Origin of the sequence: Kordiimonas pumila (genome assembly GCF_015240255.1) — a bacterium.
Classification (GTDB): domain Bacteria; phylum Pseudomonadota; class Alphaproteobacteria; order Sphingomonadales; family Kordiimonadaceae; genus Kordiimonas; species Kordiimonas pumila.
In genome coordinates, this window is sequence record NZ_CP061205.1 from 3,476,979 (window position 1) to 3,497,891 (window position 20,913).

Genomic DNA, 20,913 nt, shown 5'->3' on the forward strand with positions numbered 1-20,913 from the left:
TACTTTTAAGGAACTACCCATGACTGATGTGTTGCATACAATAAAAAAACCGGTTGTACTTTGTATTCTCGATGGCTGGGGTTACCGCGATCAGGAAGAAAATAACGCGATCAAACTTGCAAACACACCCACCTATGACAGATTATGGAACAGTGTGCCGCGTGCATGGCTAAAAACCAGTGGTCTCGCCGTTGGCCTGCCAGAAGGGCAAATGGGTAATTCAGAAGTAGGGCACATGAATTTGGGCAGTGGCCGTGTTGTGCTGCAAGACCTGCCCAAAATTGATTTGGCCTGCAAAAATGGGGGCCTTGCAAAAAACCCTGAATTAATAGCCTTTATTGACGCCATCAAAAAATCAGGCGGCACAGCGCATGTTACAGGCCTTCTATCCCCTGGCGGAGTACACAGCCACCAAGACCACATAGCTACCCTAGTGCAGATCCTTAGCAGCGCTGGCGTACCTGTAAAAGTGCATGCGTTCCTTGATGGCCGCGATACACCGCCGCGCTCTGCCCTTACGTTCCTTGAGAAATTTGAAGCAGATATTGCGGGCGCTAAAAACGCTGCGATTGCGTCAATCGTTGGTCGCTATTGGGCAATGGACCGCGATAAACGCTGGGACCGGGTTGCAAAAGCGTATAATGCCATGGTCAAGGGCAAAGGCGAGCACACTGCCTCTTCTGCTACAGAAGCGGTTAATGCTGCTTACGGCCGCGATGAAAACGACGAGTTTGCAGCTCCAACCATTATTGGTGATTATACCGGCATGAAAAGCGGTGATGGCTTGCTGATGGCAAACTTTCGTGCTGACCGCGCCCGGGAAATTCTGGAAGCTCTTGTTGACCCTGGTTTCAGTGGTTTCAGCCGCCCAGATCCTGTGAAATTTGCAGCCGAGCTTGGCATGGTAGAATATTCCAGCCACCTGAATGCATACCTTAAAACAGTTTTCCCGTCAGAAGACATTAAAAACAGCCTTGGTGAAATTCTGGCAGACGCTGGCATTAACCAGCTACGAATTGCCGAAACCGAAAAATACGCCCATGTTACCTTCTTCTTCAATGGGGGGCTTGAAGTACCCTTTGATAGAGAAGACCGTATTCTTGTGCCCTCCCCAGACGTTGCAACGTATGACCTAAAACCTGAAATGTCGGCACCAGAAGTGACAGACAAGCTTGTCGCGGCCATTACCAGCGGCAAGTATGGGGCCATAATTGTGAACTTTGCCAATCCTGATATGGTGGGCCATACCGGTATTCTTTCAGCCGCTATTAAAGCTGTTGAAACGATTGATGACTGCATCACAAAACTTGAAGCTGCCGTTAAAAAGGCGGGTGGTGCCATGATTGTTACAGCAGATCACGGCAATGTGGAAATGATGACCGATGACACAACCGGTCAGCCCCACACTGCCCATACAAACTTTGACGTGCCGGCGCTTCTTATAAACCATCAAGGTTCATTCCATGACGGCGCCCTTTCCGATATTGCCCCAACGCTTTTACATATTATGGGCATCCCGCAACCAGCAGAAATGACAGGTAAAAATCTTGTGGATGATGCAGCCTGAAATTTCAGGCACTTATAAGCCGGTGTTTGGGGCGCTATGCAGCATTCTTGCGGCTGTCGCTTTACTTTGTGCGGCCTTCGCCGTTCCTGCACATGCAGATGAAGACCCGTCAAAGCGCCTGAAAGAGCTTGAACAAATACTTGAGGCCAAGCGCAAGGAAAAAGCAACACTTGAAGAGGCTTATAATAATGCTGCCACTGAAGCAGAACGCCTGTCACGCGAGCTTGTTATCGCAGGGCATGACATTCAGCAAACAGAAGAAAATGCAAGTAGGCTGGAGCAGCGTATAACAACGCTGGAAACAGAAGTAAAAAATAAGCAGGAATCACTTTCGAAACGACAAGATGAACTGCTAATTCTGATTTCATCGCTTGAAAGACTTTCTCGCAGACCCGCCGCTTTGGCCCTGCTACAGCCAAGTGAAGCCCTGACAACAGCAAGAAGCGCCTCCGTAATGGGCACCATTGTGCCCCAGATTACCGTCAAGGCTGATGGACTACGAGCTGATCTCAAAAGTTTGGCTGTTATTCAGGAGAAACTCTCTAAAGAACGCTTTACTCTGAAAAATACTTTGGTGAGATTAACCGAACATCAACTAAAACTTGCTTCACTGCTACAGAAAAGGCAGGACGATGCTTCTTCTGCATCATCTGCCGCCCTAAAAACAGGAAGCGACATTAACAAACTGGCAAAAGAAGCCAAAAGCCTGCGCGAGCTACTTGAGAACCTCGCAAGACGAAAAGCTGCAGAAGAACTGGCCGCTAAACGAAGGCCCGTCCAAAAACAGCTTGAAAACGGCTTTAAACCTAATAGCCAGCCTATGTCGAAAATGAAAGGTTTGTTATCATTGCCCGTGGTAGGCACCATAATAGAACATTACGGTGACAAACTGGCAGTTGGCACTGCGCACGGTATAAAAATAAAATCACGGGAAAATGCACAAGTCGTTTCCCCTTATGATGGACAAATCGTTTTTGCTGGCCCCTTTAGGGATTATGGCAACTTAATTATCATTGAACATAAAGGGGGGTACCATAGTTTACTGGCAGGAATTGGCGAACTATATAATACTGTAGGGCAATGGGTACTGTCAGGTGAACCAGTGGGGGTCATGAACAGGGCAACCTCATCGCAGGACCTCTATCTTGAAATCAGAGAACGTGGGCAAGCCATTAACCCTGAGACATGGCTCAAAAAATGACATTAGACAAACAGGCTGTAATAAAACACAATAGCAGCAAGATGGACGGTAAAATGCAAGCAGGTTTCAGTATGCGTAAAATTCTAGCAAGTATCACAATAGCCCTTATGATTGCTGTGCCAGTTCAGGCTGAGACACAATCTTCACAAGATGAGTTTTATGAGCAGCTTGATCTCCTCATGCGCATTTTTGATCGCGTCCGTACAGACTATGTAGATGAGGTTGATGACAAAGAGATTATTGAAGCTGCCATACAAGGTATGCTGCGTTCTCTTGACCCGCACTCCACCTATATGAACCCTGATGTATACCAACAGGTTCGTGTACAAATGGAGGGCGAATACGGCGGCCTTGGCATTGAAGTGCAAATGGAAAAGGGTGTTGTAAAAGTTGTCTCGCCAATTGATGATACCCCTGCCGACAAAGCTGGCGTGATGGGCGGCGATTATATTACACACATCGACGGCGAAGCGATTTCAGGTAAAACGCTAACCGAAGCGGTTAAGCAAATGCGCGGCCCAATTGGTGCACCAATTATTGTTACCATTGTGCGCGGCGAAGAAAAGCCCTTTGATCTTGAAATTATCAGGGAAAAAATTCTGGTGCACTCTGTGCGGCACAGAATTGAAGAAGACACAATTGGATATGTACGCGTAACAACTTTTAATATGCAAGCAGGTAAAGGTGTTGAAGAAGCCATCAAAGATATTCTAAAAACCTCTGGTGGACACCTTGATGGATTGATCCTTGACCTGAGAAATAACCCAGGCGGTCTACTGGATGAGGCCATCCGCATCTCTGACACGTTCCTTGACCGCGGAGAAATTGTGTCCACCCGAGGCCGCAAACGCCAAAATAATAACAGGTGGCATGCCACTCCCGGTGATTTGTTGGATGGGCTTCCTATGATTGTTCTAACCAATGCCTATTCTGCCTCTGCTTCTGAAATTGTTGCGGGCGCGCTGAAAGACCACCGCAGGGCCATTATTCTAGGTGATAAAACCTTTGGTAAGGGCACGGTACAAAGCGAAATACAGCTTGGCCGCAAGGGTAATCAAGCCATTCGTCTAACAACAGCCCGCTATTATACGCCGAGCGGCCAGTCAATTCAGGAACGCGGGGTTGAGCCTGATATTGAACTTTTAAACCCTCGCCCAGAAGGCTTTAGAGTTCGCCGTGAAGCGGACCTGAATGGCCACATTGAAAATACCCAAAAGAATATTGATCGCTCTGGTGAAGATCAGGACACTCCAGAAACCGCTGACGCCGAAACACCAGAAGATGCAGTGCAAGAAAACAAAGAGCAACCAGTTGACATACAACTACAGTATGCGATTAAGTTGCTCAAAAATATGTCGACTCTTCCAACAGAACAGATGGCAGCACTCAGCCCTCAGCAGTGATTTAGTGGTTAAGAGACGAATAAAAGGAATAGTGTTATCATGCCATCAACTGTAAATGCCCTATTAAGTGCTTGGGCCACTAGTTTGATTTTGGTGGTAGGGGGCATTTTGTTGATGGAAGCGGTTTATACACCGCCAGAACATGCGCCTGTAGCTCATGATAGTGCACAACAACCACAGGGCAACAATACGAGCCATGATACGCCTGCTGCTACTGCGCACGAGAATGATGCTCACGAGCAACCACCGCGCCATGAAGAGCCCGACACCCAGATGCCGGATGCTGGCAATACATATTCAGACCTCCCTGCCCCCGGTCAACCCGCAAATAATAGCAGCATGGTAGACTTCTCAGAGTTTGACCATGTTATCCCAGCCACAGCTTTACCTGAGCTTTTGGAAGATAATACTATTGGCCTTCTTCCAAAAATTTCAGATGATGGACGCAAACCCTTTGATGTATACGCAGCTGCGCGCCCACGCGATGACACTAGCCCCAGAATTGCACTAATGGTTACGGGGTTGGGTATGAAGTCCAACATTACAAAACACGCTCTTGCCAACTTACCAAAAGCAGTGTCACTTGCCTTCTCACCCTATGCCAGCAACCTTAATATGTGGGGGGAGCAGGCTCGAAGAAGTGGGCATGAAGTATTCCTGACCATTCCTATGGAACCCGTGAATTACCCACAAAATGACCCTGGTTCTCTATCCCTGCTGACATCCATGAGCTCACGTGAAAATGTGAATATGCTACGCTCATCACTAATTCGTCTCACAGGTTATGTTGGTATCGTCAACGATATGGGTTCACGCTTTACTGCGGCAAGTGAAAGCATGAGCCCTGTTCTTGACGAGCTAAAATTACGCGGACTGATGTTTGTCGATAGTAAAACAACGCCGTATACACGCGGTGCAACCATGGCAAAAGCTATTGGCGTACCAACGGCTATCAACAATGAGTACCTGGACGAAGACCTCGCTCAAGAACAAATTATGGAAGCGCTGGATAAACTGGAGAAGCGCGCACAGGCCCAAGGTGCCGCTATGGGTATTGGGCGACCATACCCTGTTACCATTGAAGCCATCCAGACCTGGTCTGAAGGCCTGAAAGCAAAAGGGTTTATTTTAGTGCCTGTAACAGCGGTCGCTAATATGCAAGCACTACCACGCTAATTTAGGAATAGCTTTATGGCACCCTCTAGCCTTCCTTATCGCCCCTGCGTAGGGATTATGCTTATCAACGCCCACGGCCTTATCTTTACAGCAGAACGGCTTGATATGCCCGGTGCATGGCAAATGCCACAAGGCGGCATTGATAAAGGCGAAGACCCAAAAACTGCTGCTCTGCGCGAACTGGAAGAAGAAATCAGCGTGCCTGAACATGCCGTTATGGTTCTGAAAGAAGCACCAGACTGGGTTAGTTATGACCTACCAGACCACCTTATTGGTAAGGTTTGGGGTGGAAAATTCCGCGGTCAAAAACAAAAATGGTTTCTCATGCAGCTAACCGGAAGTGAAAGCCATATTAAGATTGAAACCGAGCACCCTGAGTTTAGCCGTTGGAAATGGTCGACACACCAAGAACTTGTAACTGAGATTGTACCCTTCAAACGTACCGTCTATGAAAAGGTGCTTAAAGGCCTGCTTCCTGAGATACCTACAGAGCAATCAGAAAGCTGTTAATGCTTGCGAGCTTCATACATAAAGCAAAACCATATCTGGACCAGATCGACAATAACGGCTCAATACCAGGGAGAATAGCCAGCTATCTTTATCTGTATGAAACCCTTCAGAAAGATGATTATATCCCCGTTGAGCCACATGTTTTTTTTAACAAAGCGCTCCCTAAAATAGAAAAATTATCGATCAGAGGTGCCAAGCCGAATCCCGAAAGTTCATTATATCCAGAAACCTTGTTGCTCCGATTCTTCCTTTTTAAAGAGCTCCCCACACTTGACACTTTCAAGTATGTGTTCTTAACCCAAGCAACTTTGGCCTCGTACCCATTACTGATCAGCAGCTTTGTATTTCATGGTAAATCAATACCCATCATACAGGCATATTTAGGGTTTATTATGCAGAGCAAGGCCCTGGTCCAATCACCTCAGGTATTAGACTTTCAGGTTTTGTGCGCTTTCTACCTCGCACGTGACAGCCACAGTGACACTAGGGATAGTATCGCCGACGATTTCACAAAAACGTACGCACACTGCCTTTCATGCTGTGAATTTACAGTTTCTTCCGCACGGGAAACAGCCTATTCAGCTATCTATGCTTCCATAAAAAATGAACAGGAACAAGCAATACGACTGTGTGCAGAAGCTCGGGCTGGTAATGAAACTTATTGTACCCCAATGGCCGCCGTTAACCTTTTTTATGACCACATAACAGCGATCAGACCATCCAATGCCGTAGCACCAAAAATTGATTTTCACATGCATCACACTGGGCGGAAGTGTATAGTGGTTGCGTGTGATAAAAATTATTACGATCTTTATTTTAACTCCTTTTGCAAACTGTCTGCATTAGAAGACCTGATCCTACATGTGCACTGTATTAATTTTCAGCCGGACGTTAACGCCCTAGAAGAAAAATATGGCATACGTATAAACCTGTCCGTAGAAGACTTCTCTGTTAGTAGGGCCGGAGATAGCTTTGTAACATGGTGTGCAGCATCCCGCTTTCGGGTTTTACCGCATATATTAAAATTCTTTGATATATGCGTTGTAAGTGACATTGACGGCTATATTAAACCAACCCTGCACCCTTTATTACAGTGTAACGCACCTGCAGTGTACGCTAATGTCGCTGACACACAGAGCGTTGACGACATAAGGCTACCTTGGAATAGTTATTATGCCGGTAATTTAATTATTCATAAAAGCGAGGCCGTAATGGGTTATGCAAAGACTGTCGCAGAGCTTTGCGAACATACCCTACTGAATAAAATTATTAGGCAGGATGAAAAAGTATATTATTTTGATCAATGCGCGCTTGCATCCGCCACCCTCATATCCCCCTGCCCAGTCATACCCATTCCAATGTTTTTTCATCAGAATGAACCCGATAGTTCCCAGTTTCAGAAGGTACGTAAAACGATTATTTAGAAAATTTCAGGACTACATAATTGATATGGTAGCCATAAAAAAACGGCACCCTATAGGCACCGTTTCTTTAAATCATACTATGAAATGCTGAATCTGTTTAAGCTGCTGCAACTTCAGACAGCGCCAGCATCCATTTTAGCTCTTTTTCAAGTAAACCACGCTCTACATCGTCTTTAGCATCTTCAATGTCTTCACGTGTATTCGCAATTTTTGTTGCCAAATCAGCCGTGTCAATATCGTCAAGCGCCAAAGTTTCTTCCGCAAGAATAGTCAGCCCCTTAGGGTTAATCTGCGCCAAACCACCTTTTATAAAAAGGCGCTCCGGTTCAGAGCTTTCAGAAACATATATTTCAACAACACCGGGTTTCAGCGTTGACATCATGGGGGCGTGGCTAGGCAAAGCAGTAAACTGCCCTTCTGCACCCGGCACCACCACCATGGCAACGTCTTCATCCTTTAGGAGACGCTCAGGCGATACGATTTCAAAATGGAGTGTATCGGTCACAGGCCCTACCCCTTATGCTGCGTCTGCGGCAAGTTTCTCGGCTTTAGCAACTGCTGCTTCAATATTTCCAACTAGATAGAAAGCTGCCTCTGGAAGGTGATCATACTCACCAGCCACAATTGCTTTGAAACCTTTGATAGTATCTTCAAGTGAAACAAGCTCACCCGGAATACCTGTAAAGATTTCTGCAACGTGGAAAGGCTGAGAAAGGAAACGCTGGATCTTACGGGCGCGTGCCACAACCAGTTTATCGTCTTCTGAAAGCTCATCCATACCCAAAATCGCGATAATATCTTGCAGCGATTTATACTTCTGCAACACTTCCTGAACAGAACGGGCAACAGCATAGTGCTCGTCACCAAGAACGCGTGGGTCAAGAATACGGCTTGTACTGTCAAGCGGGTCAACCGCAGGATAGATACCAAGTTCCGCAATCTGACGTGACAGAACTGTCGTCGCGTCAAGGTGAGCAAATGATGTAGCAGGTGCCGGGTCAGTCAAGTCATCTGCAGGAACATAAACGGCCTGAACTGATGTAATCGAGCCCTTTTTCGTAGATGTAATACGTTCTTGCAGCGCACCCATGTCTGTTGACAGAGTAGGCTGGTAACCCACAGCTGAAGGAATACGACCAAGAAGGGCCGACACTTCTGCGCCCGCCTGTGTAAAGCGGAAAATATTATCAACGAAGAACAGAACGTCCTGACCTTCTTGATCACGGAAATACTCTGCAAGTGTAAGACCTGTAAGGGCCACACGAGCACGTGCTCCTGGAGGCTCGTTCATCTGGCCGTAAACCAGCGCTGCTTTACTCTCGCCTTCAAGGTTAATAACCTTGGATTCGATCATTTCGTGATAAAGGTCATTACCCTCACGCGTACGCTCGCCCACACCGGCAAATACAGAATACCCACCATGGCCTTTAGCGATGTTGTTGATCAGTTCCATAATAAGAACTGTCTTACCCACACCAGCACCGCCGAAGAGACCAATTTTACCACCTTTAGCGTAAGGCGCTAGTAGATCCACAACTTTAATACCTGTCACCAGAACTTCTGATTCTGTTGACTGGTCTTCAAAAGCTGGTGCTTCTGCGTGAATTGGCGCAACCTGCTTGTGGCCGATAGGCCCGCGGTCATCAATTGGCTCACCGATCACGTTCAGGATACGACCAAGTGTTTCTGGGCCAACTGGCACAGAAATCGGCGCACCAGTATCTGTAACTGCTGTCCCGCGAACGAGACCTTCAGTTGCATCCATTGCAATTGTGCGGACTGTATTTTCGCCGAGGTGCTGTGCAACCTCGAGAACCAGACGACCACCGTTATTTGTTGTTTCTAGCGCATTCAGAATAGCGGGCAGATCGGTGTCAAACTGAACGTCAACAACGGCGCCGATTACCTGTGTGATGCGGCCTGTATTCTTAGCCATTTTTTACACTCCTTCGTGTAACTACTTATAGCGCTTCAGCGCCTGAAATAATTTCAATCAATTCTTTGGTGATATTAGCCTGACGGGTACGGTTGTATGTAATCGAAAGCCTATCAATCATGTCACCAGCGTTACGGGTTGCATTATCCATTGCTGTCATGCGAGAACCTTGCTCGGAAGCGGCATTTTCAAGAAGCCCACGATAGATCTGAACCGCGACATTCCTTGGCAGCAAGTCATCAAGAATAGCCGCTTCATCAGGCTCATACTCATAAACTGCACCAGCGAGGTCATCTGCCTCATCATCATTCGCAATTTCTGGCAGTGGGACCGGTATAAGCTGCTGCTTAGTGTTAATTTGAACCAATGCAGACTGAAACTTGGCATAAAAGAGTGTCGCCACGTCAAATTCACCACGCTCAAACATCACCAGAATTTCTTGTGCAATAGGTTGAGCGTGAGAAAATCCAAGGCGTTTCGCAGCTGACATATCCTTAACGTCAATGATCAGATGGCGAAAATCACGGCGCAGTTGTGCTGCACCTTTTTTGCCAATGCACAGAATTTTCACAGTCTTACCGTCTTGCAACAACTGCTTAATGTGCGCGCGCGCGGGCTTAACAATATTAGTGTTAAAACCACCACAAAGGCCACGTTCAGACGTTGCAACAACAACAAGCTCAACTTCGTGTTTGCCGGAACCAACAAGAAGCGGCGAAGCACCGGGTTGGTCCTTAACCGCCGAACCAAGGCCTGCTAGCACTTTAGCCATACGCTCTGCATATGGCCGCGCACTTTCCGCAGCTTCTTGAGCACGCCGCAGTTTCGACGCAGCAACCATTTTCATGGCTTTTGTAATCTTCTGCGTCGACTTAACGGAGTTAATCCGGACTTTTAGGTCTTTAAGGCTTGGCATTGCAGAGCCTCTCCCATCCAGTTACTTAGCTAAAAGACTTTGTGAAAGCATCAAGGATAGATTTCAGCTTAGAAATCGTACCGTCTGACAGTTTCTGCTCAGTCCGAATTGTTGCAAGTATATCAGCATGCTTGGAACGAATTTCAGCCAAGAATTGCTCTTCAAAGCGTGTTACCGCTGAAGTGGCAACCTTGTCCAGATATCCATTCACACCAGCAAAGATAGACACAACCTGTTCTTCAACCGGCAGTGGGCTATATTGACCCTGCTTTAGAAGCTCAGTTAGACGTGCACCACGGTTAAGCAGTTTCTGTGTTGCAGCATCAAGGTCTGAACCAAACTGGGCAAAGGCTTCCATCTCACGGTACTGAGCAAGCTCAAGTTTAATAGAACCAGCAACCTGTTTCATAGCTTTAATCTGTGCCGCAGAACCCACACGAGAAACCGACAGACCTACGTTAATCGCAGGACGTACACCTTTATAGAAAAGCTCAGTTTCAAGGAAGATCTGGCCATCAGTGATCGAAATCACGTTTGTTGGAATATAGGCAGACACGTCACCAGCTTGTGTTTCAATTACAGGCAATGCTGTAAGCGAACCACCACCCTGCGCGTCAGACATTTTCGCAGCACGCTCAAGAAGGCGGCTATGAAGATAGAATACGTCACCAGGATAGGCTTCACGTCCAGGAGGACGACGAAGAAGCAAAGACATCTGACGATATGCAACAGCTTGTTTTGTAAGGTCATCATGCACGATAACAGCATGCATGCCATTATCACGGAAGAACTCACCCATTGCTGTACCAGTATAAGGTGCAAGGAACTGCATTGGCGCTGGCTCAGAAGCAGTCGCCGCAATAATGATCGAATACTCAAGCGCACCCTGCTCTTCAAGAGACTTAACAATCTGGGCTACAGTTGAACGCTTTTGGCCAACAGCAACATAGATACAGAAAAGCTTGCCACTGTCATCTTTCGCAGCGTCGTTAGTCGCCTTCTGGTTAATGAAGGTGTCAATAGCAACGGCTGTTTTACCAGTTTGGCGGTCACCAATGATCAATTCCCGCTGACCACGTCCAACAGGCACAAGCGCATCAATCGCTTTAAGGCCTGACTGCATTGGCTCAGAAACTGACTGGCGCGGGATAATGCCCGGCGCTTTCACTTCCACACGTGTTCTTTTCACGTCTTTCAGTGGGCCTTTACCGTCGATTGGGTTACCTAGGGCGTCAACAACGCGGCCTAGCAAACCCATACCAACAGGCGTATCCACAATAGCGCCAGTACGCTTAACTGTATCGCCTTCTTTAATACCACGGTCGTTACCAAAAATAACGATACCAACGTTGTCTGTCTCCAGGTTTAGGGCCATGCCCTTAACACCGCCTGGGAATTCGACCATTTCACCAGCTTGAACCTGGTCAAGGCCGTAAACACGGGCAATACCGTCACCTACAGAAAGAACTGTACCTACTTCAGAAACTTCAGCTTCGTTGCCAAAGTTTACGATTTGGTCTTTCAGGACCTTGGAAATTTCCGCCGCACGGATATCCATTACTGAACCCCTTTCATAGCGATTGCGAGGTTGTCGAGTTTAGTTTTAAGTGAGCTATCGATCATACGAGAACCAACTTTAACCTTAAGGCCGCCAAGCAATCCTTCATCAACCGATGCGTCGATGATAACATCTTGCCCGACTGCCGCTTTCAAATTTTTCTTCAATTCGGTAAGTTGCGTTTTTGTTAGAGCATGCGCACTAACAACTTCCGCTTTAATCTCTCCATTGTGGTGGGCAACCAGTTGGTCGAATGCCACAATGATGGATTTTAGCGTATCCAGCCTGCGATTCGCAGCTAACACACCCAAAAATTTGGATGTCAGGTCAGAAAGTTTTGCAAGTTTAGCAATACTCTCCACACCCTTAGACTGCTCAGTCCGGCTGAAAAGTGGTGATACTACCAACGCTTTCAGGTCACTGCTCTCAGTAAGCAGATCCTTTAACGTGGCAAGGTCGGATTCAACCGCTTTCAGCGCTTTGTTCTCTAATGCGAGCTCAAAAAGCGCTATGGCATAGCGGCCTGATATCCCTGAAACTATCGCTTTGTGCGAGGTCACCTCAGACGTTCCCCTGGGTTAGGCCTGAACCTTTGGACACACATACAAGACAGCTTCACGCTGCTTGCGCTCATTTGGTCGCTTTTAACAAAGGTAAAACCCGTGCCACGGCGCTGACCAGCCAAATGCGTGCCCCCTCTAGCATAGAGATTTCACCCTTGCAAGCCGCCATCTACCGCATTTTTTGATTCTTTTAGTATTCGTACACTCAAACACCGCTTTTACGTCTACCTATTTCAGCAAAAAACAGAAATAATATAGGTGATTTAAAGTAACTTATAAAAGCCTACATGAAGCTATACGGATCAATATCAACTCGTAACCTAACACCTTTTATTTTTTTAGAACGCCGCACCCACTCACTCACTATACCTTGAACTTTATCTCTGGACCGGCTGTGAAGTAACATACGAAAGCGGTATTGACCCCGAACACGGGTTAAAGGTGCCGGTGCTGGCCCCACAACAGCAATGCCGTCCTCGGCAGGGGCAGTTGCAGCAAGCGCTCTGCCCTGCTCAATAACAGCCCCAATATCAGGCCCGCTTAATATGATAGCAACTAATCGCCCATAAGGCGGCATGGCATGGCTTTGCCTGATAGACTGCTCAAGCTCTAAAAAGCTTTCACTGTCTCCTGACAGCAAAGCCGCCACAACAGGATGCTCAGGCTCATAGGTTTGCAAATACACCCGGCCTTTTTTCTCCGCCCGGCCCGCACGACCAGAAACCTGAACAAGCTGCTGGAATGTGCGCTCGCCCGCTCTGAGGTCGCCGCCCCTAAGGCCCAAGTCTGCATCAACCACACCTACAAGTGTTAAGCCGGGGAAGTGATAGCCCTTGGTTACAATCTGTGTACCAATAATGATATCAACACCGCCTTCTGCTATTTGTGCAATCATCTGGCCCGTTGATGTTGGGCTGGTCATGGTGTCGCTTGTTACAACGGAAACTTTTGCTGTTGGGAATCGGGCTATAACTTCTTCAAAAAGCCTTTCAACCCCAGGGCCACACGCAACAAGTGTTTCCTCTTTTTTACAGGTAGGACAAGCCTTCGGAATTTCTTCGGTGTGACCGCAGTGATGGCACTGTAATTCACGCTTAAACCTATGCTCTACAAGCCAGGCTGAACAGCTTGGACATTCAATCCTATGACCACATGTGCGACAAAGCGTCAGGGGAGCGTAGCCTCTGCGGTTCAAAAACAGCATTACCTGCTCGCGCGCGGCAAGTGTAGCCTCTATTTCTTTCACCAGAATAGGAGAGAGCCACATACCCGCTTCTGGTGGCTCTGCGCGCATATCAATAAACTTCATTTCAGGAAGCACTGCAGACCCATGCCGCTCGCGCATTATAAGCGCTTCATAGCGCCCCTCTTTCGCATTAACCAGCGTTTCGATCGACGGCGTGGCACTGGCCAGCACCAGCGGACAAGCAGCAAGCTTTGCCCTTACCACCGCCATATCACGCGCATGGTAAAGTACCCCTTCTTCCTGCTTGAAAGACGGATCATGCTCTTCATCCACCACAATAAAACCAAGCTGCCTAAAAGGCAGAAACAGTGCAGATCGTGCCCCCACGACAACCCGGGCATCGCCAGATGACACAGCGCGCCAGACCCTGCGCCGCTCAGCTGTGCCAATATCTGAATGCCAGATGGCAGGCGCAACACCAAAGCGATCTTCAAATCTTTCTAACCACTGGGATGTAAGAGCAATTTCTGGAACCAAAACCAAAACCTGCGCCCCGGGTACTTGCAGGGCCTCTGCCAAGCCCTCGAAATATACTTCGGTTTTACCAGAGCCGGTAACACCATCGAGAAGAAACGGCTTGAACCCCTGCACCCAAACTGCAGCACGTATCGCCAGAGCCGCCACTTCTTGCTCTGATGATAATACCGGTCCCGTTAAAGTTATATCTGGTTGCCTAAAGGGCGAATCGACCGGCAAATCAACTACACTTAACATAGCTTTTGTTGCCATTGCTCTGACAACAGATTCCCCCACGGCTGCCTTAGCAGCAATATCGGCAGCAGTGCGCGGTATGCCGTCCGCAACTATATTTAAAACCTTTTCACGGCCAGACGTAATTCGCTGCGCAGGATCATCAATATTACCGGCAATATAATGATGCTTAACCGGTACCGGCTCTAATGCTTGCGGGCAGGAAAGACACATTTTAAGTACAGCACCCTGAGGTGCCAGAGTGTAAGCGGAAACCCAATCAACAAACTCGATAAGGTCCTCAGGGAATGGCAACAGGTCAATTGTTTCCAGCACATATTTAAGCTTGTTGTCTGGCAAAGTTTTCTGCTCAGGCTGATTTTTAAAAGGCCATACAACACCAACAACTATTCTGCCCGACAGCGGCACTTTTACTAAGCTTCCCGCATGCAGTTCACCAATCGTCGCTGGTAATAAATAATCAAGCGGCCCAGAAAACGGTACAGGCAATAGCACTTTAACTCTGCAAGGGTTTGATGCAGTCGCTTTTTCTTGCCTGTCAAATAGATGTGATTGCGCCAAGCTCTGCCTGCCTATTGAAGATGAACCATACGGATAGAACCACCACCATAGGGAACATCGAAGCAGCCTGCAATTTGAGAAGATAGAAAAATAGTAAGCTTAGCTTATAATAACTATTGCTTATTAATTTAAGAGGGCATAAACAGCAGCTGATGAAACATGACATTTCAAAAGATATATTTGTTTTCCAGATCAGCGACCTGCTGCGCATGATGAAACAACATTTCGTAACTGAAGAAGGCACCGAAGTTACACGGTCACAAATCAAGTTGCTAATCACAGTATGGCGTAACCCAGGCATTACACAGCAAGGCTTGGCCAAACAACTTGAGATTGCCAATATGTCGGTTTGTCGTCAGGTAGATACTCTTGAAGAACGTGGCATGCTTGAAAGAAAGACTGACCCGAAAGACCGTCGAGCCCGCCGCTTGTTTACAACTGAAAAAACGGTACCTGTCATAAAAGAAGCCATTGAACACCTTAAAGAAGTGTCGGAACTATTCCTTACTCCCCTCGATAAAGATGAACGTGACATGCTAATAAGATTTCTAAATCGTATGATTGAATATAGAACCACCCACAAAGCAGGGGGGAAATCATGAAACGCCTCCTGCTTTATATAAGTGTGCCTGCTGCCATAATTTTTATTGTAGCCTTTGTCTATATTTCTGGTGGCCGCATTATTGTCTCTGACAATGCTTATATTCGCATGGGTATTATTTCTGGTGCATCAAAAGTTTCAGGCGAAATTACTGCTGTCCATGTCAAGCGCAACCAGCACGTTACAGCAGGTGACCTGATTGCAGAGCTTGATGATGTTGATGCCCAAGCCAAATTACTTGAAGCAAAAGCTAAACTGCTGTCACAGCGCAGCTTGGTTGAAGCGATTCGTCTCCATTATTTCAAAACTAAAGCTGCTCTTGAGAAAGAACAAGAAACCCTCGCCTTTGAAACCCGCGAATTTAAACGCGCGGAAAAATTGGCTAAGGATCAAGCTGTTTCCGAAGCTAACCTTGATGATCACCGCCATAAGGTGGAAGAATCAAAACGAGAAATCGCTGTATTGGAACAGGATGTCAAAATGGCCTTGTCCCAAATTGGTAATAACCCTGATTTTAATGGCGACCAGCACCCTATGGTTCTGCAAGCGCTTGCCGCCGTTCGGCTTGCGGAGCTTGCACTTGAGCATCTGGAAGTAAGGGTGCATACCGACGGGATCATTACACAGCTTGATCTGCACCCCGGTGAATTTGTTACTGCTGGTTATCCTATATTTGGCCTAACTGTTGAAGACGACATGCGTATTGAGGCAAACCTTAAGGAAACTGAATTGACCCATGTTAAAATAGGTCAAGTCGCAGATGTCGAAGTAGACGCACTACCCGGCATAATATTCAAAGGCAAAATCGTCTCTATCAACCCAGCAACCGGCTCTGAGTTTGCTGTTCTTCCGGCACAAAACGCCACCGGCAATTGGGTGAAGGTAACGCAGCGTATTCCAGTGCAAATCGAGCTTGATAAACAGCAGGACCTTTCAAACCTTCGAGCCGGTTACAGTGTCGAAGTGTCCATCGATACCGGATATGAACGATCAATGGATGATCTACTTCATATTATTGGCTTGTAGGCCCCCTTATGTCAGCAAATACCAGTCAGTCCTTGAAACCGTCCGAACCAGAAAAGGCTGGTGCGTCAATCGCTCATCACCGGATAGGGTTGGTGTGCTGCCTTATGACATGCGTTTCATTGCACACCATTGACGCAACGATTGTCAATGTGGCCCTGCCCATGATGCAAGGGTCGCTGCAAGCTACTTTTGAGCAAATTTCATGGGTTGTTACCACATATATTTTGGCATCTGTCGTGCTCACCCCTCTCGTTGGCTGGGCCTCTAGCCGATTTGGTGTCAAACGCCTGCTTATAATATCAGTATCTATTTTTACCTTGTCGTCTGTTCTTTGCGGTCTGGCCATAACCCTTGAGGCAATGCTTGCCGCCCGAACCCTGCAAGGTGCGTCAGGTGCGCCCCTCATACCGCTTGCCATCGCAACATTAAACCGCCTGTCTGATACAAAAGAAGACCGTGCAAAATTTATGGCCCTGTTTGGGCTTGGCACTATGGTTGGCCCTGTTCTTGGGCCGTCCCTTGGTGGGTATATTACAGATATATCATCATGGCGCTGGGTATTTTTTATTAACCTGCCTGTCGGCATTTTGGCCGTGATTGGGCTTGGCGCCACCATGAAAGCCGGGATGCGCATTCCCGGGCATAAATTAAATATTATTGGCTTTCTAACCCTTGCTGTTGTGATCGGTACTTTTCAGTTAGCCCTTGACCGAGGCGAATCAGAGGACTGGTTCGAAAGCTATGAAATAATTGCTTACTTTTTAATAGCCGCCTCAGCACTGTGGATGTTTATTATTAATAGCAAACTTAGTCCTCAGCCTTTTTTGCCTCCAGAATTGTTTCGAAACCGAAACTTTATGCTAGGCATGTTCCTTATTCTTGTAACCGCAGGCAATATGACTGTTGCTGTAGTCTTGCAGCCACCCATGATGCAAAATCTTATGGGATACGGGGTACTAGACACTGGCGTTCTACTTATGTGGCGCGGCGTGGGTATGATGCTTGGCATGCTCTTGGCGCCAAGACTAAGTAAACTTATTAATCTTCGCATCCTTATTGGTATAGGCGGCATTTTCATGGTTGGGGGAATATACCCTTTTATTTTCCTTACGGCTGAAACACCAGCCCCCTTATTATCCATACCTCCCATATTTCATGGTTTTGGCCTTGGCATGATGTTTGTTATGGCCTCTACCACAGCTTACGCCACCATTCCCCACCACTTACAGGTCGATGCTTCGTCAGTATTCTCTCTATTCAGGGGGATTGGCCAATCTATATCCATATCCGTGGTTATCAGCATGGTGAGCCGTTACACCCAGATCAATCACGCTGAGCTCGTTGAACGCCTAATCCCGTATAGAAGCATCGCGGCAAGCGCCATCGCGCTACCAGGCGAAGCAGGCGCACAAAAAAGCCTTGCTCTCAGCAACCTCATTGTCCAGAGGGAGGCAGCCATGATCGCTTATAACAATGCCTATATCCTTTTATTCATTGCTGCCCTATCGGTTATTGTGATTGCCTTTTTCATCAAACAGCCAAAAGAAAACATGGAACCGTCCGAAGCACATCCGGTTGAAGCATAATTTCCTGCCATTTGGCTTGCATTCCCCTGTGATCTTTATTAGGCAGACGAAGAAATTTGCTTTAGTGTGCGGCCTAACCGCCAATGATACAAACGCCTGCCACACGCAGGTATGTGCCCAAAAGGCATGAAGGAGTTAGAAATGAAATTTTTCCTCGACACAGCTAACATTGATGAAATTCGGGAGGCAAATGCAACCGGCCTCCTTGACGGCGTTACCACTAACCCGTCACTGATTAAAAAAGCCGGTCGTGAATTTTTCGAGGTTATTAGCGAAATTGCCAAAGAAGTTGACGGCCCGGTTTCTGCTGAAACTGTAGCGCACGACCATGAAACCATGATGAAAGAAGGCCTGAAGTGCGCCAAAATAGCTGATAACATTGCAGTAAAAGTGCCGCTTACCATTGAGGGCCTGAAAACATGCAAGGCCCTTCGCGCAGAAGGCATTATGGTGAATGTAACACTTTGCTTTTCCGCAAATCAGGCTCTGCTTGCAGCAAAAGCTGGCGCTACGTTCATTTCGCCCTTTGTTGGCAGGCACGATGATGTTGGCTTTAACGGCATGGAACTGATCGAAGATATTCGTAACATCTACGATAACTATGCATTTGATACACAAATCCTTGTTGCGAGCGTTCGACACCCCACACACATTCTCGAATCAGCGCGCATTGGTGCCGATGTAGCAACCTTCCCAATCGATGTTCTTCGGAAGCTCTTTAACCATCCGCTTACATCAAGTGGGCTTGCAGCGTTCGATAAAGACTGGGCTGCAACAGGCTTTTCCATTCTGTAACTGATCATCAGTTTCAAGGGAGGGGCGCGGCTTTCACTGCGCCCTTTTTTACATGACCCATTCAGCTTTTAAAGCTCTGCAAACAGAAAACCCATGGCCTGATATAACAGGTCTTACCGCGTGGGATTATACGCTTGGCGGCGGCGGCCGCGAGCTTGTGGATGCTCTTATCAAATCAGACAAACCTAAATTTATGCTGGAAATAGGCTGTTTCTTGTGTGCGTCCGCCAAGCGCTGGCTAAACCTTGATCCAGACCTGAAGCTTGTCGGGGTAGACCCTTGGGATGAAGAGGGCCTCACTGAGCAGGTGAAACGCTATGTAGGCCGCCCAAACTTAACCCGCAAATACCCAGACCGCGAAACACAGCTACAATTTGTGCATGATGTCGAAACCCAGACACCCTTTTGCACCGCACTGGCAAATTTGCGTGGGCTTGAAGATCGCTTTATACCCTACAGGGGCCTTTCCCCCAATGCTCTCTATGAACTGAAGGAAAAAGGTTTTGAACCTGACCTTGTCTATATTGATGCTGGTAAAAACATGACTGACCTTGAGGTTAGCCATACCCTATGGCCCAGTGCCCGCATTACTGGAGATGATTGGCACTGGAACCGCGCCCACGGCTATCCTATGCGCAAAATCGTGTATGGATTTGCTGAGAAACATGGCTATAGCGTAGAAGCTGAATGGGCTACATGGGTCTTACAGCCCCTTAAGTGAAGCCTGTCAGCCTTTGAATGTAAGTTTGTGCATGCGGGGTAAAGCTATATATAACACCTGCCACATTTAACCATACCGTTACCCAGAAAACCGCCCTAAAAGACACTTTTTTAGTTTTATGGCAAAAAGCTTTCTGCGCATAAAGCGCCCCTGGCCAACCGCCTAACAATGCAAGAATATGAAATGTATCTTCAGAGATACGCCGATTTTTTGTCACTGCAGCTTTTTTATCATGCCCATAGAGCGCAATTGAAAGTGCACTCGAGACAGAAAAAAGCATAATGCAAAAGAGTATCTGATCAATAACGGGCAAAGGCTGGCTCACACCCTATCTAACCTTCTGGGTTTATCCAAGTTACATGACCCATTTTACGGCCGGGCCGAGGGTCCTGTTTACCGTAATGATGAAAGTGGGCTTTTGGGTCTTCCAAATATTTCTGATAATCCAGAATATCGGCGCCAAGAAGATTTTTCATCACCACATTGCCGTGTGCAGTTGTTGGACCAAGTGGCAAGCCACAAATCGCTCTTACATGCTGCTCGAACTGGCTTGTAACAGCGCCTTCAATTGTCCAGTGACCACTATTATGCACGCGCGGTGCAATCTCGTTAACGATAATCTGTTTTGATTCGTCGCTGACAAACATTTCAACCGCCATAACGCCGACATATTCAAGCGCATTCGCAACCTTGGTGGCCATCACTTTTGCTTTTGCCTCAACAACATCCTTAATGTTGGCTGGCACTATTGTAGTATCAAGAATATGGTTAGTATGAACATTTTCTGAAACGGGAAATGCCGCCACTTCACCAAGGGCATTGCGCGCAACTACTACACTGATTTCACGGTCAAACTGAACAAAGCCCTCTAGAATAGCAGGGGTACCATTTGTGACCTTCATCACTTCATCAAAATTACTTTTAGACCTAACGAGCGTTTGGCCTTTGCCGTCATACCCAAATCTGCGGGTTTTTGCGACAGCCGGACGGCCTATCTTTTTATAGGCCACGTCGAGCTCTTCCCGTGTCTGGAAGGCCATATATGGCGCTGTATCAACACCTGATGCGTTTAAAAAGTCTTTTTCAAGTAATCTGTCCTGTGTCGTTTCAAGTGCACGGACACCGGGGTGCAGTGGCTTCAGTTCTGCAACAGCACGCGCCGTTTCAGAGGGGATATTTTCGAATTCATAGGTCACCACATCAACACAACGGCAAAAGGCGGCTATCGCCTCCATGTCAGTATAGTCAGCTATGGTCGTTTCATGTGCCACCTGAAAGGCAGGGCTTCTTTCATCTGGGCAGAATATATGACAGCGATATCCCAGATTTGCTGCAGCAAGTGCAATCATGCGGCCCAGTTGGCCGCCGCCAAGTATTCCAATAACACCACCTGGTTTAATGACTGTCATAAT

General features: G+C 47.2%; 19 protein-coding genes. 11 read left to right on the forward strand and 8 right to left on the reverse strand.

Going from position 1 to position 20,913, the window contains the following annotated elements; translation table 11 throughout:
- The first annotated feature begins 19 nt into the window (after positions 1 to 19).
- The 6 genes from gpmI (at position 20) to ICL80_RS15415 (ending at position 7,281) form a co-directional block, all read left to right on the forward strand.
- The gene (gene gpmI / locus ICL80_RS15390; RefSeq protein WP_194213614.1) at positions 20 to 1,567 is read left to right on the forward strand and encodes a 2,3-bisphosphoglycerate-independent phosphoglycerate mutase; all 1,548 of its coding nucleotides are present in this window, start codon (positions 20 to 22) and stop codon (positions 1,565 to 1,567) included.
- Positions 1,554 to 2,768: a murein hydrolase activator EnvC family protein gene (locus ICL80_RS15395; protein ID WP_194213615.1), complete on the forward strand. Its 1,215-nt coding sequence runs from the start codon at positions 1,554 to 1,556 to the stop codon at positions 2,766 to 2,768. Before gpmI ends, ICL80_RS15395 begins: the two co-directional genes overlap by 14 nt.
- Before the next feature lie 71 nt (positions 2,769 to 2,839).
- Entirely contained in the window at positions 2,840 to 4,171 is a 1,332-nt protein-coding gene (locus ICL80_RS15400) for a S41 family peptidase (RefSeq protein WP_194215906.1), read from the forward strand.
- 39 nt (positions 4,172 to 4,210) lie between these two features.
- Positions 4,211 to 5,347, forward strand: coding sequence for a divergent polysaccharide deacetylase family protein (locus ICL80_RS15405; RefSeq protein ID WP_194213616.1), 1,137 nt, complete (start codon positions 4,211 to 4,213; stop codon positions 5,345 to 5,347).
- A 15-nt stretch (positions 5,348 to 5,362) separates the two neighbouring features.
- Positions 5,363 to 5,857, forward strand: a complete 495-nt coding sequence (locus ICL80_RS15410; RefSeq protein WP_194213617.1) for an RNA pyrophosphohydrolase — start codon at positions 5,363 to 5,365, stop codon at positions 5,855 to 5,857.
- Between the two features lie 392 nt (positions 5,858 to 6,249).
- Entirely contained in the window at positions 6,250 to 7,281 is a 1,032-nt protein-coding gene (locus tag ICL80_RS15415) for a hypothetical protein (RefSeq protein WP_194213618.1), read from the forward strand.
- 97 nt (positions 7,282 to 7,378) lie between these two features.
- Here the strand turns inward: ICL80_RS15415 and ICL80_RS15420 are convergent, their stop codons facing one another.
- The 6 genes from ICL80_RS15420 to ICL80_RS15445 form a co-directional block, all read right to left on the reverse strand.
- The gene (locus tag ICL80_RS15420) at positions 7,379 to 7,786 is read right to left on the reverse strand and encodes a F0F1 ATP synthase subunit epsilon (RefSeq protein ID WP_194213619.1); all 408 of its coding nucleotides are present in this window, start codon (positions 7,784 to 7,786) and stop codon (positions 7,379 to 7,381) included.
- A gap of 12 nt (positions 7,787 to 7,798) precedes the next feature.
- On the reverse strand, positions 7,799 to 9,217 hold the full coding sequence (gene atpD / locus ICL80_RS15425) for a F0F1 ATP synthase subunit beta (RefSeq protein WP_194213620.1): 1,419 nt from the start codon (positions 9,215 to 9,217) through the stop codon (positions 7,799 to 7,801).
- Positions 9,218 to 9,242: 25 nt separating this feature from the next.
- Positions 9,243 to 10,133, reverse strand: a complete 891-nt coding sequence (locus tag ICL80_RS15430; protein ID WP_194213621.1) for a F0F1 ATP synthase subunit gamma — start codon at positions 10,131 to 10,133, stop codon at positions 9,243 to 9,245.
- A gap of 25 nt (positions 10,134 to 10,158) precedes the next feature.
- Entirely contained in the window at positions 10,159 to 11,691 is a 1,533-nt protein-coding gene (gene atpA / locus ICL80_RS15435; protein ID WP_194213622.1) for a F0F1 ATP synthase subunit alpha, read from the reverse strand.
- Positions 11,691 to 12,251, reverse strand: a complete 561-nt coding sequence (locus ICL80_RS15440) for a F0F1 ATP synthase subunit delta (protein WP_194213623.1) — start codon at positions 12,249 to 12,251, stop codon at positions 11,691 to 11,693. Before ICL80_RS15440 ends, atpA begins: the two co-directional genes overlap by 1 nt.
- A 286-nt stretch (positions 12,252 to 12,537) precedes the next feature.
- Entirely contained in the window at positions 12,538 to 14,772 is a 2,235-nt protein-coding gene (locus ICL80_RS15445; protein WP_194213624.1) for a primosomal protein N', read from the reverse strand.
- Between the two features lie 152 nt (positions 14,773 to 14,924).
- On the opposite strand from ICL80_RS15445, the gene ICL80_RS15450 reads away from it, so the two are divergent.
- The 5 genes from ICL80_RS15450 (at position 14,925) to ICL80_RS15470 (ending at position 19,501) form a co-directional block, all read left to right on the forward strand.
- Entirely contained in the window at positions 14,925 to 15,374 is a 450-nt protein-coding gene (locus tag ICL80_RS15450) for a MarR family winged helix-turn-helix transcriptional regulator (RefSeq protein ID WP_194213625.1), read from the forward strand.
- On the forward strand, positions 15,371 to 16,399 hold the full coding sequence (locus ICL80_RS15455; RefSeq protein ID WP_194213626.1) for an HlyD family secretion protein: 1,029 nt from the start codon (positions 15,371 to 15,373) through the stop codon (positions 16,397 to 16,399). Before ICL80_RS15450 ends, ICL80_RS15455 begins: the two co-directional genes overlap by 4 nt.
- An 8-nt stretch (positions 16,400 to 16,407) precedes the next feature.
- Entirely contained in the window at positions 16,408 to 17,985 is a 1,578-nt protein-coding gene (locus ICL80_RS15460; RefSeq protein WP_194213627.1) for a DHA2 family efflux MFS transporter permease subunit, read from the forward strand.
- A 141-nt stretch (positions 17,986 to 18,126) separates the two neighbouring features.
- The gene (fsa, locus tag ICL80_RS15465) at positions 18,127 to 18,780 is read left to right on the forward strand and encodes a fructose-6-phosphate aldolase (protein WP_194213628.1); all 654 of its coding nucleotides are present in this window, start codon (positions 18,127 to 18,129) and stop codon (positions 18,778 to 18,780) included.
- A 52-nt stretch (positions 18,781 to 18,832) separates the two neighbouring features.
- Entirely contained in the window at positions 18,833 to 19,501 is a 669-nt protein-coding gene (locus tag ICL80_RS15470; RefSeq protein WP_194213629.1) for a hypothetical protein, read from the forward strand.
- Here the strand turns inward: ICL80_RS15470 and ICL80_RS15475 are convergent.
- Together ICL80_RS15475 and ICL80_RS15480 are read right to left on the reverse strand one after the other, a co-directional pair.
- On the reverse strand, positions 19,494 to 19,826 hold the full coding sequence (locus ICL80_RS15475) for a DUF1294 domain-containing protein (protein ID WP_228073604.1): 333 nt from the start codon (positions 19,824 to 19,826) through the stop codon (positions 19,494 to 19,496). The genes ICL80_RS15470 and ICL80_RS15475 overlap by 8 nt on opposite strands.
- 7 nt (positions 19,827 to 19,833) lie before the next feature.
- Positions 19,834 to 20,910 carry a 5-(carboxyamino)imidazole ribonucleotide synthase gene (locus ICL80_RS15480; RefSeq protein ID WP_194213630.1) on the reverse strand — a complete coding sequence of 359 codons (1,077 nt, stop codon included), beginning with the start codon at positions 20,908 to 20,910 and terminating at the stop codon, positions 19,834 to 19,836.
- Between the last annotated feature and the right edge of the window lie 3 nt (positions 20,911 to 20,913).

What these genes read in the sequence shown, in the direction of transcription:
- atpD (WP_194213620.1), bottom strand. Translation starts at nt 9,217, where the DNA reads ATGGCTAAGAATACAGGCCGCATCACACAGGTAATCGGCGCCGTTGTT.
- ICL80_RS15415 (WP_194213618.1), top strand. Translation starts at nt 6,250, where the DNA reads ATGCAGAGCAAGGCCCTGGTCCAATCACCTCAGGTATTAGACTTTCAG.
- ICL80_RS15395 (WP_194213615.1), top strand. Translation starts at nt 1,554, where the DNA reads ATGATGCAGCCTGAAATTTCAGGCACTTATAAGCCGGTGTTTGGGGCG.
- ICL80_RS15430 (WP_194213621.1), bottom strand. Translation starts at nt 10,133, where the DNA reads ATGCCAAGCCTTAAAGACCTAAAAGTCCGGATTAACTCCGTTAAGTCG.
- ICL80_RS15450 (WP_194213625.1), top strand. Translation starts at nt 14,925, where the DNA reads ATGAAACATGACATTTCAAAAGATATATTTGTTTTCCAGATCAGCGAC.
- ICL80_RS15470 (WP_194213629.1), top strand. Translation starts at nt 18,833, where the DNA reads ATGACCCATTCAGCTTTTAAAGCTCTGCAAACAGAAAACCCATGGCCT.
- gpmI (WP_194213614.1), top strand. Translation starts at nt 20, where the DNA reads ATGACTGATGTGTTGCATACAATAAAAAAACCGGTTGTACTTTGTATT.
- ICL80_RS15410 (WP_194213617.1), top strand. Translation starts at nt 5,363, where the DNA reads ATGGCACCCTCTAGCCTTCCTTATCGCCCCTGCGTAGGGATTATGCTT.
- ICL80_RS15405 (WP_194213616.1), top strand. Translation starts at nt 4,211, where the DNA reads ATGCCATCAACTGTAAATGCCCTATTAAGTGCTTGGGCCACTAGTTTG.
- fsa (WP_194213628.1), top strand. Translation starts at nt 18,127, where the DNA reads ATGAAATTTTTCCTCGACACAGCTAACATTGATGAAATTCGGGAGGCA.
- ICL80_RS15455 (WP_194213626.1), top strand. Translation starts at nt 15,371, where the DNA reads ATGAAACGCCTCCTGCTTTATATAAGTGTGCCTGCTGCCATAATTTTT.
- ICL80_RS15400 (WP_194215906.1), top strand. Translation starts at nt 2,840, where the DNA reads ATGCGTAAAATTCTAGCAAGTATCACAATAGCCCTTATGATTGCTGTG.
- ICL80_RS15460 (WP_194213627.1), top strand. Translation starts at nt 16,408, where the DNA reads ATGTCAGCAAATACCAGTCAGTCCTTGAAACCGTCCGAACCAGAAAAG.
- atpA (WP_194213622.1), bottom strand. Translation starts at nt 11,691, where the DNA reads ATGGATATCCGTGCGGCGGAAATTTCCAAGGTCCTGAAAGACCAAATC.
- ICL80_RS15480 (WP_194213630.1), bottom strand. Translation starts at nt 20,910, where the DNA reads ATGACAGTCATTAAACCAGGTGGTGTTATTGGAATACTTGGCGGCGGC.